14 protein-coding genes and 1 tRNA gene are annotated in these 12439 nt (G+C 67.2%); 13 read left to right on the forward strand and 2 right to left on the reverse strand.

Annotation, left to right across the window (positions count from 1 at the left end; all coding sequences use genetic code 11):
• Positions 1-175: 175 nt before the first annotated feature.
• Positions 176-2929 carry a pyruvate dehydrogenase (acetyl-transferring), homodimeric type gene (gene aceE, locus AB0J39_RS04605; protein ID WP_363461802.1) on the reverse strand — a complete coding sequence of 918 codons (2754 nt, stop codon included), beginning with the start codon at positions 2927-2929 and terminating at the stop codon, positions 176-178.
• Positions 2930-3517: 588 nt separating this feature from the next.
• Here aceE and AB0J39_RS04610 point away from each other — a divergent pair.
• The 7 genes from AB0J39_RS04610 (at position 3518) to AB0J39_RS04640 (ending at position 6666) form a co-directional block, all read left to right on the forward strand.
• Positions 3518-3712 (forward strand): DUF1918 domain-containing protein, encoded by a 195-nt coding sequence (locus AB0J39_RS04610; RefSeq protein ID WP_030505662.1) that lies wholly within the window; start codon positions 3518-3520, stop codon positions 3710-3712.
• Positions 3713-3722: 10 nt separating this feature from the next.
• A complete protein-coding gene (locus tag AB0J39_RS04615; RefSeq protein WP_363461804.1) occupies positions 3723-4130 on the forward strand; it encodes a YjbQ family protein in 408 nt (135 codons plus the stop codon).
• A 141-nt stretch (positions 4131-4271) separates the two neighbouring features.
• Positions 4272-4700, forward strand: a complete 429-nt coding sequence (locus AB0J39_RS04620; protein WP_084370137.1) for a DUF3052 domain-containing protein — start codon at positions 4272-4274, stop codon at positions 4698-4700.
• A gap of 73 nt (positions 4701-4773) precedes the next feature.
• On the forward strand, positions 4774-5229 hold the full coding sequence (locus AB0J39_RS04625; RefSeq protein WP_363461806.1) for a peroxiredoxin: 456 nt from the start codon (positions 4774-4776) through the stop codon (positions 5227-5229).
• Between the two features lie 70 nt (positions 5230-5299).
• Positions 5300-5626 (forward strand): hypothetical protein, encoded by a 327-nt coding sequence (locus tag AB0J39_RS04630; protein ID WP_169979862.1) that lies wholly within the window; start codon positions 5300-5302, stop codon positions 5624-5626.
• On the forward strand, positions 5623-6579 hold the full coding sequence (locus AB0J39_RS04635; protein WP_363461808.1) for an ROK family protein: 957 nt from the start codon (positions 5623-5625) through the stop codon (positions 6577-6579). The genes AB0J39_RS04630 and AB0J39_RS04635 overlap by 4 nt, the downstream gene beginning before the upstream one ends.
• 15 nt (positions 6580-6594) lie before the next feature.
• Positions 6595-6666, forward strand: a tRNA-Val gene (locus tag AB0J39_RS04640).
• 83 nt (positions 6667-6749) lie between these two features.
• Here AB0J39_RS04640 and AB0J39_RS04645 read toward each other — a convergent pair.
• Positions 6750-6878, reverse strand: coding sequence for a hypothetical protein (locus tag AB0J39_RS04645; RefSeq protein ID WP_363461810.1), 129 nt, complete (start codon positions 6876-6878; stop codon positions 6750-6752).
• 526 nt (positions 6879-7404) lie between these two features.
• Here AB0J39_RS04645 and AB0J39_RS04650 point away from each other — a divergent pair.
• The 6 genes from AB0J39_RS04650 to AB0J39_RS04675 all read left to right on the forward strand — a co-directional run bounded on the left by AB0J39_RS04650 (position 7405) and on the right by AB0J39_RS04675 (position 12439).
• Positions 7405-7917, forward strand: coding sequence for a Pycsar system effector family protein (locus AB0J39_RS04650; RefSeq protein ID WP_363461812.1), 513 nt, complete (start codon positions 7405-7407; stop codon positions 7915-7917).
• A gap of 256 nt (positions 7918-8173) precedes the next feature.
• On the forward strand, positions 8174-8611 hold the full coding sequence (locus AB0J39_RS04655; RefSeq protein WP_363461814.1) for a helix-turn-helix domain-containing protein: 438 nt from the start codon (positions 8174-8176) through the stop codon (positions 8609-8611).
• A 51-nt stretch (positions 8612-8662) separates the two neighbouring features.
• Positions 8663-9448, forward strand: a complete 786-nt coding sequence (locus AB0J39_RS04660; RefSeq protein ID WP_363461816.1) for a hypothetical protein — start codon at positions 8663-8665, stop codon at positions 9446-9448.
• Positions 9445-11406, forward strand: a complete 1962-nt coding sequence (locus AB0J39_RS04665) for a hypothetical protein (RefSeq protein ID WP_363461818.1) — start codon at positions 9445-9447, stop codon at positions 11404-11406. Before AB0J39_RS04660 ends, AB0J39_RS04665 begins: the two co-directional genes overlap by 4 nt.
• Entirely contained in the window at positions 11381-12178 is a 798-nt protein-coding gene (locus AB0J39_RS04670) for a hypothetical protein (RefSeq protein ID WP_363461820.1), read from the forward strand. Before AB0J39_RS04665 ends, AB0J39_RS04670 begins: the two co-directional genes overlap by 26 nt.
• A gap of 57 nt (positions 12179-12235) precedes the next feature.
• The gene (locus tag AB0J39_RS04675) at positions 12236-12439 is read left to right on the forward strand and encodes a hypothetical protein (protein WP_363461822.1); all 204 of its coding nucleotides are present in this window, start codon (positions 12236-12238) and stop codon (positions 12437-12439) included.

Here is a 12439-nt window from a genome sequence, read left to right on the forward strand (position 1 = left end):
CCGGCGGCGAGCGATCTGTGGCGAAGGTGCGGGAAACGACGGCGGGCCACCCCCGCGCCTTCGGCGGTGAAGGTGCGGGAAACGACGGCGGGCCACCCCCGCGCCTTCGGCGGTGAAGGTGCGGGAAACGACGGCGGCCCCCGCCGAAGCGGGGGCCGCCGGACGGATCCGCGGGTCAGACGCCCATCGACTGGGTGTCGTTGGTCTCCGGGGTCTGCTGGGCCGACACCTCGGTCACCCCGTTCTTGAGGTGGTAGCGGGCGACGGCCTCCTGCAGGACCTCGGCCTTGACCTCGCCGCGACGCACGAGCTGGGTCAGCACCGCCAGCGTGATCGAGGCCGCGTCCACGTGGAAGTGGCGGCGCAGCGCCGAACGCGTGTCCGACAGGCCGAAGCCGTCGGTCCCGAGCGAGGACCAGTCACCCGGCACCCACTGGGCGATCTGGTCCGGGACGGCGCGCATGTAGTCGCTGACGCCCACGAACGGCCCCGGCACGCCCGACAGCTTGCTGGTCACGTACGGCACGCGCTGCTCGGCGTCGGGGTTGAGCAGGTTGTGCTCCTCGACGGTGAGGGCGTCCCTGCGCAGCTCGCTCCAGGAGGTGGCCGACCAGACCGAGGCCGACACCCCCCAGTCCTCCGCCAGCATCCGCTGTGCCTCCAGCGCCCACGGGCCGGCGACGCCGGACACCAGGATGTTCGCCTTGGGTCCTGTACCCGCCGCCGGAGCGTAGAGGTAGAGACCCTTGAGGATGCCCTCGACGTCCACATTCTCCGGCTCGGCCGGCTGCGGGTAGGGCTCGTTGTAGACGGTCAGGTAGTAGAAGATGTCTTCGGGGTGCTCCCCGTACATCCGCCGCAGGCCGTCCTTGACGATGTGCGCGATCTCGAACGCCCACGCCGGGTCGTACGACACGGCGGCGGGGTTGGTCGAGGCGATCAGAGGGGTGTGGCCGTCCTCGTGCTGCAGGCCCTCGCCGTTCAGCGTGGTGCGGCCGGCGGTGGCGCCGAGCAGGAAGCCGCGGCCCATCTGGTCGCCCAGCTGCCACATCTGGTCGGCGGTCCGCTGGAACCCGAACATCGAGTAGAAGATGTAGACCGGGATCATGTGCTCGCCGTGCGTGGCGTACGACGTGCCCACCGCGAGGACCGAGCCCATCGAGCCGGCCTCGCTGATGCCCTCGTGCAGGATCTGACCCTCGGTCGACTCCTTGTACGACAGCAGCAGCTCGCGGTCGACCGCCTCGTACGTCTGGCCGTGGGGCGAGTAGATCTTGGCGGTCGGGAACATCGCGTCCACACCGAACGTGCGGGCCTCGTCCGGGATGATCGGCACGAACCTGGCGCCGATCTCCTTGTCACGCATGAGGTCCTTGAGCAGGCGGACGAACGCCATGGTCGTGGCGACGTTCTGCTTGCCCGAACCCTTGCGCAGGCCGGAGTAGACGGGGTCGCCGGGAAGCTTGAGCGGCTTGGCGCGTACTACCCGCTTGGGCAGGTAGCCGCCGAGCGCCGCCCGGCGCTCCTTCATGTAGGCGATCTCGTCGTTGTCCTCGCCCGGATGGAAGTAGGGCGGGAGGTCGGCCTCGAGGTCCTTGTCCGGGATGGGCAGGTAGAGCCGGTCGCGGAACTCCTTGAGCTCGGCCTTGCTCATCTTCTTCATCTGGTGGGTGGCGTTGCGCGCCTCGAAGTCCTTGCCGAGCGTCCAGCCCTTGATGGTCTGGGCCAGGATGACGGTCGGCTGGCCGACGTGCTCGCGGGCCGCCTTGAACGCGGCGTACACCTTGCGGTAGTCGTGGCCGCCGCGCGACAGCTTGCGGATGTCGTCGTCGGTCATGTGCTCGACCATCTTGCGCAGGCGCGGGTCGCCGCCGAAGAAGTTCTCCCGGATGTAGGCGCCCGACTCGACCGAGTAGGTCTGGAACTGCCCGTCGGGCGTGGTGTTCATCTGGTTGACCAGCACGCCGTCGACGTCGGCCGCCAGCAGCGGGTCCCAGTCACGGCCCCAGACGACCTTGATGACGTTCCAGCCGGCGCCGCGGAAGTACGACTCCAGCTCCTGGATGATCTTTCCGTTGCCGCGCACCGGGCCGTCGAGCCGCTGCAGGTTGCAGTTGATGACGAAGGTGAGGTTGTCGAGCTCCTCACGGGCCGCGACGCCGATCGCGCCGAGCGACTCGGGCTCGTCCATCTCGCCGTCGCCGAGGAAGCACCAGACGTGGCTGCGGCTGGTGTCCTTGATCTTCCGGCTGAGCAGGTAGCGGTTGAACCGGGCCTGGTAGATGGCGCCGATCGGGCCGAGGCCCATCGACACCGTGGGGAACTCCCAGAAGTCCGGCATCAGCCGCGGGTGCGGGTAGGACGGCAGGCCCTTGATCCCGTGGGACAGCTCCTGGCGGAACGCGTCGAGCTGCGGCGCGTCGAGGCGGCCCTCCAGGAAGGCGCGGGCGTAGATGCCGGGGGCCGCGTGCCCCTGGATGAAGATCTGGTCGCCCGACTCCCCGTGGTCCTTGCCGCGGAAGAAGTGGTTGAAGCCCACCTCGTAGAGCGAGGCCGCGGACGCGTAGGTGGCGATGTGGCCGCCGACGTTGGTCCGCGCGTTGGCGCGGGTCACCATGACCGCCGCGTTCCAGCGGATGTAGGCCCGGATGCGGCGCTCGACGTACTCGTCCCCGGGGAACCAGGGTTCGCGCTCCGGGGGAATGGTGTTGATGTAGTCCGTGCTCCGCAGGCCGGGCACGCCGACCTGGTGTTCGCGGGCGCGCTCGAGCAGCCGGAGCATCAGGTAGCGGGCCCGGGTGCGGCCCTCGGTCTTGATGACGTTGTCGAGCGATTCGAGCCATTCGTTGGTCTCGCTCGGATCGACATCAGGCAACTGGCTGGGTAGGCCGTCACTGATGATCGAAAAACGCTGGCGTCCGGAAGCCACTGGGTCTCGCCTTCCGAGATGGACTTTGTCTCGTCGAGTCTGTTACGTCTGTGTTGCCTGCTGCGATGCGGTCAGCGCTTGATCGCGGCGTTGCGGGTCGTCTTCCATCCTGTCTCGTCATACCGGAAAGCGCATCTCTACTCCCCGGTAACCGGACCGTCCGCGCTGGCTGCGGGGTAGGTCTTGGCCTAGACCACCGATGGTAGGACGATTTTTACTCACCATCCATTCCCGGTTGCCGCCGGGGGCACCCCAACAGGCATCGGTACCGCATCGTGCCTGGTCGGAGCCTCCCTACCCGGTCTGGTCCCGGCCTACCCGGCAGGCGTGGCGGATTCGCCGTGACAGGGCGGAGGGCGCCGCCGGGCGGCGCTCCCGCCGTAGTCTCCGGAACCGTCCGCATCGCGCGTCCCCCGTCTCCGGCGGGTACGCGGGGCCCGGACGCGCGCCGGGCCACACGTCCCCGCCGGGGGCCTCGCGGCCGCGTAACGTTTTGGTATGGGTTGTCCCTCCCTCTGTGGAGAGGAGGGTTTCTCCTCTTTCCAGGTGGCGATAGCCGTACCAGGCTCTGGAGAGAGGGGGATCGAGATGCACGCAACCGTAGGGGACCGGCTGGTGGTGCACGGCGCGGTAGTGGGCGACCACGAGAAGCACGGTGTCATCGTCGAGGTCCGCGGCCCAGAGGGCGGCCCGCCGTTCCTGGTGAAGTACGAGGACGGGCACGAGGCGCTCGTCTTCCCCGGGCCGGACGCCGTCGTCCTCCCAGCTCAGCGCGAATCGTAATATCGCGGATGTGAAATCGACGGTGATCGAGGTACGGACCGGCGCGCGGGAACGTGTGCACGACATAACGGAGGAGTGCGCCGATTTCGCGCGCGAGTGCGGGGGAGACGGGCTGCTGCACGTCTTCGTCCCGCACGCGACGGCGGGCGTGGCGCTGCTGGAGCTCGGCTCCGGCAGCGACGAGGACCTGCTCGCCGCTCTGGGCGACCTGCTGCCGGCGGACGACCGGTGGCGGCATGCGCACGGCTCCCGTGGGCACGGGAGGTCGCATGTCATGCCCGCCTTCATTCCGCCGTACGCCACCGTTCCCGTCCTCGGAGGCAGGCTGGCGCTGGGGACCTGGCAGTCGGTCGCCCTGATCGACCTCAACGTCGACAACCCCGACAGGCGTGTACGTTTGTCGTTTTTGACCGATTAAGAGATAACGGTGCGGGTCAGCCACCGTGGCGACCGTTGACGACTACGGGTCGCAGCGTGTGGACTGTGCCGAAGCATGGCTCTCAACGAGCCAGGACAACCGCAAATATGGGCGGGGTCACCCCAAGCAGGAGGGATGAACGTGAGCGCGACCGCGGGTCAGGCGCAGGACGAGCGCGGCCTGGCCGAACGACTCGGCCTCAAAGCCGGTCAGGTGGTGCAGGAGGTCGGCTGGGACGAGGACTGCGACGAGGCGCTGCGCCAGTCCATCGAGGAGCTGACCGGCAACGAGCTGGTGGACGAGGACTACGACGACGTCGTCGACGTGGTGCTGCTCTGGTGGCGTGACGGCGATGGCGACCTCTTCGACGCCCTGAGCGACGCGATGACCGCACTCGCCGACGGAGGCCAGATCTGGCTGCTGACCCCGAAGGCGGGGCGCGACGGCCACGTGGAGCCCAGCGACATCGGTGAGGACGCGGCGACCGCGGGCCTGTCGCAGACGAGCAGCGTGAGCGCCGCCAGGGACTGGTCGGGCACGAGACTCGTCGCCCCGAAGGCCCGCCGCTGAGAATTGCCCTGCCGTACGGCCCGGGGATGCCGTACGGCAGGATGATGGGCGGACACCTGGGGAGGGACTGCTCATGGCGATAGAGGTCGGGCAGCGGGCTCCGGATTTCGCGCTCAAGGACCAGCACGGCGTTCCCGTGCGTCTTTCCGGCCTGCGTGGCAGGACGGTCATGCTCGTCTTCTATCCCCTGTCCTTCAGCCCTGTCTGCCACGGCGAGCTCGCGGCGATCCGCGACGAGCTGGCCGGCTCCCTGCCTCCGCACGTCCAGTTGCTGGCGGTGTCGGTCGACTCGATGTTCAGCCAGCGTGCCTGGGCCGACCAGGAGGGCTTCTCGTTTCCCCTGTTGTCGGATTTCTGGCCCCACGGTGAGGTCGCCCGGGCGTACGGTGTCCTCGACGAGGACAGGGGACTCGCGCTCCGGGGCACGTTCGTCATCGACGGCGAAGGCGTCGTCCGCTGGAAGGTCGTCAAGCCGATCGGCTCCGCACGCGATATCGACGAGTACCGCAAGGCGCTCGCGGAAATCTGATCGTTTCATTGCCCGCCCCCGGGCACTGACATATCCGACTCCGACTCCGACTCGCCCATTGGAGGCCACGATGCCCTGCTACAGGTGCGGGGCCCGGCAGACCGACCCCGTCCGCGGCGCCAGTCCCTGGAAGCGCGCGGTGCGCCACGAGGCGCAGGTCCTCGTCTGCCCGGACTGCCAGCGTGTGCACGACCTCGATCTCGACACGTGCGCCTCGTGCGGCTCGATCGCGCTGATCTGCCGCCTGGGGGAGATCGAGTGCCGTTCCTGCGGGGAGGTGCGGCTCGCCCGCGACGGTGAGCCGCTCGTCACGGCCGGCCCGCCGGGTCCGGCCCGCATGCCCGGCCTCGCCGCGGAGGTGGAGGCGGCCCTCGACAGGGTGCTGGGCCGATCGTGACGTACGTCGTCGCGCTGGATGTGGGGGGCACCTCCATGAAGGGCGGCCTCGTCACCCGCGCCGGCGAGGTCACCGTCCTCGCCGGGCGTCCCACAGCGCGCGAGAACGGTCCGGACGCGGTGGTGGAGGCCGTGCGCGCCTACGTCGGTGAGATCGCCGGCCTCGGCCGCTCCCGGTACGGCACCGAGCCCGCCGGGGTGGGCCTGGCCGTCCCGGGCATCGTCACCGCGTCCACCGCCGTCTACTCGGCAAACATCGGCTGGCGCGATGTGCCCGCCGAGGCGTTCACGCCTCCCGGCGTCCCGGCGCGGCTCGGCCACGACGTCCGTACGGGCGGCCTGGCCGAGAGCGTCTTCGGCGCGGGGCGCGACGTCGCCGACTTCCTCTTCCTGCCCATCGGCACCGGCATCGCGGGCGCGGTGGTGCTCCGCGGCGAGCCGTACGGCGGTGCGCACGGCTGGGGCGGCGAGCTCGGGCACGCGTCCGTCTGGCCGGCGGGGGAGAAGTGCGCCTGCGGGCAGATCGGCTGCCTGGAGACCTACGCCTCCGCCTCGGCCGTGGCCCGGCGCTTCACGGCCCGCTCCGGCCGTACGGCGACGGCGAAGGAGGTCGTGGAGCTCGCGTCCGCGGGAGACCCGGTGGCGGCCGAGGTGTTCGGCGAGGCGATCGAGGCCCTGGCCATCGCCCTCGCGTCGTACGTGCTCGTGCTCGACCCGGCTCTGATCGTGATCGGCGGCGGCCTGGCGGAGGCCGGTCCGGCCCTGTTCGAGCCGCTGCGGGAGCGGCTGGCCGGCCGTCTGGCCTTCCGGGAGCCTCCGCCCCTGCGCCCGGCCGCCCTGGGCCCCCTGGCGGGGATGCTCGGCGCGGCGCTCCTCGGCTGGCAGGCGGCGGGAGAGCACGACGCGGGCGCCGACTGGTCGCTCGATGTGCTGAGAGGCGGGTCGGTGTCGTAAGGTGTAGTCCGGTCCGGGCGGTTAGCTCAGCGGTAGAGCACTCGCCTTACAAGCGAGGGGTCACTGGTTCGAACCCAGTACCGCCCACCTGCGAAAAGAGCCCCGTCTCCCATCAGGGAAAACGGGGCTCGTGCCATCAACGTGCCATTAGCGAACGCAATCGATCTTGCTCAGTGACCACTCGCCTTGGTCGGTAGGGCCTGTGAGATCATGCCGTTCATGACGTCGGCGATCTTGTGGTCTGCTTCCGCCGTGCGGTGCTGGTAGATCATCGCGGCGCACACGCTGTCATGTCCCATGCGTGCCATCAGGTCGCGGAGGGAAGCGCCGGCACTGGCCGCGATCTAGAGCCAGCTCGGCCAGCGTCCGAACAAGGAAATCCTCTTTGTGTACTCGCTCATTCTGCCGGTCGGCCGCTTCAGGAACTTGAGACGCCTCCGGCAAGAACCTCGGCTCCGGGATGATCATGATTGCCGAACAGGGAACTAGTAAACGACTGATGAGGGCCTGAGCGTCCCACCGCCCACGTCCCAGTCTGCTTCCCTAGTGAAGGGTAACAAGCGCCACAGTGGGTGAAGGGCCTCCGTGAGCGAGCCTGGGGTGGACGATTTCGGCCGCTTGGAGCTGCTGTGTAGTCCGCCCCAGATCAGACGGCGTCATAGACGATTCTGCTGGACCGTAGGCTGCATGGCCAGGTCAATTGGCTGCCGCTAAGACCTTAATTCTTCCGTCCTTGCCCCGTACCATGAAGCGATCTTCCTGTAATGAAGGCCGATTCCTCAGGTCCCAGGGGGTGCGGTGTTCGGTTGGAAAGCTCGACCGGGCGTGTCGCGGAAGGACCGTGATGCGCGGGCGCTTGTGCATGCCACCCGGCTGTTCGGTGAGGCTCGGGAGGAGCTGAACCGCGCGGACATGAAGGCACAGGTGCTGCTCGGTGTGGCTGGGGTTGGCATCGGAGCGGTGACAGGTGGGTTCCTCGCAGGGAACTGGTCGCCGTTGATGTTGCACCCCGGAGTGCGATGGCTTTGGTGGTGCGGGGCGGCCTGCGCGTTGGGCGCCCTTTTCTGCCTGGCAAATGCAGTTTATCCACGTCTTACAAATCGGCCCTTCGGTATTACCTATTTCGGTGATGTTCGAAGGTACAAATCAGCAGCGGAGATGACCGACGCACTTCGTAGGTCTGACAGTGATGGTGACCTGAGCGCTCTGGCCGAGCAGATCCGCGTTGTCAGTATGATCGTAGTGAAGAAGTACACGCTGATCCGGTGGGGGTTCTGGCTGCTACTGGTATCCGTTGTGGCGACAATCGGTTCTTCGGCGGCTCAACTGTTCCTGTAGCGCTTCCTGGTTGCCAAAGTCCTCGCCCTGGCATACCCATGAACCATGTGCTCCTTTCCTCGATCCGTCTGGCGCACTCTGACCGAGGAAGGCGTGCTTCGCCGCTACAAGCCAGGGGAGGTGCTGTTACACCAGGGTGCGGACGGGACTCATGTGCTCCTGTTGGCGTACGGTCACGTCAAGGTGACCCGGCTCGAAGCCGGACGGTGGTGAGCTGCTGCTAGCCGTTCGTGGGCCGGGAGATTTACTTGGAGAGATGGCCGTTCTGGACGGCGGTGAGCGGTCGGCAACGGTCTCGGCGTTGACGTCATGCCTGGCCCATGCGGTCACGGCCGCGCGGTTCCACGAGATCGTGCGCACATTCAATCTGCATGGCATTCTGATCCGCCGCGCGATTCAGCGTCTGCGTGAGGGCGAGGCCATCCGGGCGGAGCTCGCGGGACTGCCCGCCCCGGTGCTCGTGGCACGTACTCTGATCCGGCTGGCGACCGGGCTGGAGGTTCGCCTGTCCCAGTCCGATTTGGCGGCGGCGACAGGGTTGTCGAGGTCGGCGGTGGCGGCGGAACTGGCCACGCTCCGACGCACGGGGTCAGTGGAGACGTACAGGCAGCGAATCGTAATCCGGGACCTCAACGCGCTACAGGCGGCGGCTTCCTCTGAACGTCTAGTTCTGGACAGTTCGCTCAGGAGATGACCGGCATGGTGGAGCCGACTCCATGATGGGACCAAACGAGGAGACAGCGTTATGCTCCCCCTTTCGCACAGCCATCCCCTGCCGCCCTACCGCGGGCTGCTCGCCGTGGATGTCGTCAGGTTCACCGGCAACCGAGATAGACACCTTCCCGAGTTGAGCAAGATGATCCCCGACGTCCTCCAGCAGGCGTTTATCGACTGCGGCCACGAGCGCATATGGCGAGAGAAGCGTTTCCCTGACAAGCCCGGCGACGCGTATGTCTTCGGTGTCGCCCCGGAACAACTGCCCTTCCTGATTCACCCCTTCCTCGACAGCCTCCAGGCCACGCTGTGGGAGAACGGGCCGGCTCTTCGCTCGGCTGACCGGAAACTCACGATGAGGCTGCGAGTGAGCATCAACGTGGGACCGGCCCATGACCGGGGCGACCCGGAGCGCGATCGCATCGGCAGGACCACCAATGACACGTTCCGATTGCTCGACTCGAAGCAGTTGAAGGAGATCATGGCCGCTACGGACCCCGACGTCACGCTCGTCGGGGCGATCGTTTCCCAGCGTGTCTTTCAGGACGCGGTGCTGGGTGGTTACACGGGTGTCCATGAGAGCCAGTTTCGGCGGGTGACAGCGGAGGTGCCGGGAAAGGGCTTCCAGGAGGAGGCGTGGATCTATGTGCCACGCCTCACTTTTCGTGAGACGGAGTCCGAAGCCGCCGAAGCGGGCGTCCGTACGCCAGAAGACCGCGGGCGGCATGGGCGAGGCGGTCCCGTGTTCAACGAACGGGTCGAGCAGGCTTTCACCGACGGGACTTTCCACGGCGACTTTCACTTCGGAGAGCGATGATCATGGAAGGCGACACGATGACGCCGCAGGCCGCCTTCATCAACAGCACCTTTCACGGCCAGTTCGTCTTCACCAGCAGATGGATCCGGCCACGCAGGCTTGGCCAGCAGGACATCGAGCGAATGCGTGCGGTCTACGTGCGACCAGAGGACCGCAGCTTCTCAGAGGCTGTGATGGCAGCGCGCGAGACCGGAGCGGTTATCTTGTGTGCCGAGCCGGGGACCGGCCGGCGCATCACCGCCGTCAACGTGGCGGTCGAGCTGGGCGTGACCCCGGAGTGGCTGACCCTCGACGAGGAGAACGTCCAGGCATCGCTGTACGCCGAGAAGAGGCGAGCCTACCTGCTCAATCTGCAGGACACCGAGCAGGATCTCATCCCCGCCATAGGCAGGGCGGTGCCGGATTACGTCGCACGTCTGCAGGAGGCGGGCTCCTACCTCATCGTGGTCGCGGCCGATCAGGAGCGGAAGGCGCTCGACCTCGTGGCCGGGCTTGCCATGGTGAAACTCACGGCCAGCGACGCGGGGCGGGTGTTCGAGGCGTATCTGACCGTGCGCCACGAGTACCCGCGGGAACTGGCCAAGGCGTGGGCGACGCATGTCCGGGTCGTCGAAGTGCTGGCCGACGCCTCACCGGCAGACGCCGTGTCTTTGGCCGAGCATGTCTACGAGTCGAGGCATCCGACGCCGGAGGACGACGCGGTCGAAGAGGTTCTGTCGGCTTACTGGAACTGGGAGAAAGACCTGAGCGCCTGGTTCCAGCAGACGGGTTTTCCGCAGGACGGGTACAAACGCGCTCTGCTGCTGTCGGTTGCCGCGCTGGAGGGTGGACCTCCGGAGAGGGTCTTCGACGCGGCCGACCGGCTCTGCGCTCTCACCGGCACGTCCTACCTCCCCGGGCGTGGGCTGATTGGTCCGGGTATCGCCCAGCACCTGAACGACGTCGGTGCCGACAGAGACGAGAAGGGGCTGATCCACTTCACTCGTTACCGGTACGGTGCCGCCGTATTGGACTACGTGTGGCGGGACCGGCCGTTCTTCCAGAACCAGTTGATCACCTGGCTCAGGGAACTACCGGACGAACGACCTGCCGAGGTCATCTTCAACCTGGCCCTACGCGACGGCCGCCCCGAACTCGTCTTGGAAACGGTGCAGGAGTGGGCCGCGAACGCTGCGGACCGTGCGGCGATGCTCCTCACGGCGGGGGCCATGAGCGACAGCCTCGGACGTGTCGTACGCGACAGAATGTATAGGTGGGCGCGGGTGCCAGGCCAGGAACGCGAACCCCTGCACCTGGTCATCGCGGAGGTCTGCGGCGGGCAGATGGCCGAGGAGGGGTTCGATCGGGCCGCGCTGACCCGTCTCCGTAATCTCGCCCGGTTCGGCACGGGAAGTGTCCGTAAAGCGGTTGTCGACGCGATCACGCGGCTGGCTACCCGGCCGCGCCTGCTCGTCCGCGTGCTGACCGAGATCATCGGATGGATACAGAGCGTGGAGCCCGCCCGCAGTACCGGGCTGCGAGCCTTCGCCGCTCTGGCCGGTCACCGCCTCGACGACGGCCGCCTGCTGCTCATACGAGACTCGGGTCGGGACGAGCGACAGATCGGTCTCATCGCGGACGGCTGGCGGATGAGCCTGCGCGACCCCGACACCGCCGGGGTGGCAAAGGCCGCGGCCGTCGCCTGGCTGGAGCACGCTGTCAGCGGCACCGCAGACAGCGGTGTCGTCCGCACGGTGCTGCTCGCGGCCTGCCGGACCAGCCGGGACACGAGCATGTTCATCCGCCTGGTCTGGCACTGGGCGAATTCGGCTCCCTTGGACGGCGTGGATCGTGAGGGGTTCTGCGTCGAACTGTCGCGAGAGATCGCCGAAGTCGATCCGCTCACTCCCGGGATCGCACCCACGGCCGCGTACGGCCGGGAGGAGGTGACAAGTGGGGCTCCGAGACTGGCTGAGTGAGCTTCTGCGCGGGCCGGTACCGCAACCCTCCTTCACCACCTACTCCCGCACGCTCGAACTGGTGTTACCCAGCGATCGGAGGAACGTATCGTTCCGCACCCGAATTACTGTCTCCTGGCGCCTGCCGGAGGGAACGGCGCTGCCCGACGAGACCCTTGTGTCAGCGTGTGATCAACTCGTCGCCGCCGCCAGGGATGTAACTAGGTCGTTCTCGGTTCTCCATCGAGAGGAGGCGGAAAGCGCTCTCGATATGGAACTGCGCCGCTTACGAACACATGCCGGCCCTCATCATGCCCAGGCGACACTCGCCGTCGACCCCGAGGACGTCGAGTTCGCTCGGCAGGCGCGTGCCAGGGACCTGGAGGTCATGCGGCAGCAAGGCGAGGTCGAACGTCTCGCGACCTTTCGGGACACCGTGCTTCGTGATGCTCACACCGCCCGGCTCTGGTGGCTCGGTACTGACCCGAATCGCCTGATCGAACTGGCGAAACACGCCGACGATATTGAACGTGCCGTCGCCCTGATCGCTCCTCCATCAGGAACCGGCGCACAGAGGCCGGGTGAAGCGGCGATTGCCGAACTCATCAACCTGTTCCTGACCGGGCTCGACCCTGATTCCCGTTGGTTTCTCATCCACCAATTGAGCAGGGTCTTTTGTAACTACGACCGAAATGACCTGGCGTTACAACTTTCTACAGCGATCCCCGATGACACGCTCTCGACAACTCCGGACGACACCGGAGGAAACGGCGCGTCGCCCACGAAGAGCTGAGAGCGATCGTGATGATCGCACCCGATACGGGCACAGCCTGGACCTACACTCTTGGGTATGAGCGCCATGCGCGAGGAGTTGCACTATCTCGTGGACCAGTTGCCGGAGTCGGAGCTACGCCCGGCTCTGGAGTTGATCCGTGGCCGTCTGGACGAGCCTGCCCCGGCGGAGCGTGACCTTCCGTTCTTCGGGTCGTTCGAGGCTGAACCGGATCTCGCGGAACGGCATGAGGAGATCCTGCGTTCCGAGATGGGCCGCTGA

The sequence above is a fragment of the Microbispora sp. NPDC049633 genome (assembly GCF_040675265.1).
In the GTDB taxonomy this organism is placed as follows: Bacteria; Actinomycetota; Actinomycetes; order Streptosporangiales; family Streptosporangiaceae; genus Microbispora; species Microbispora maris.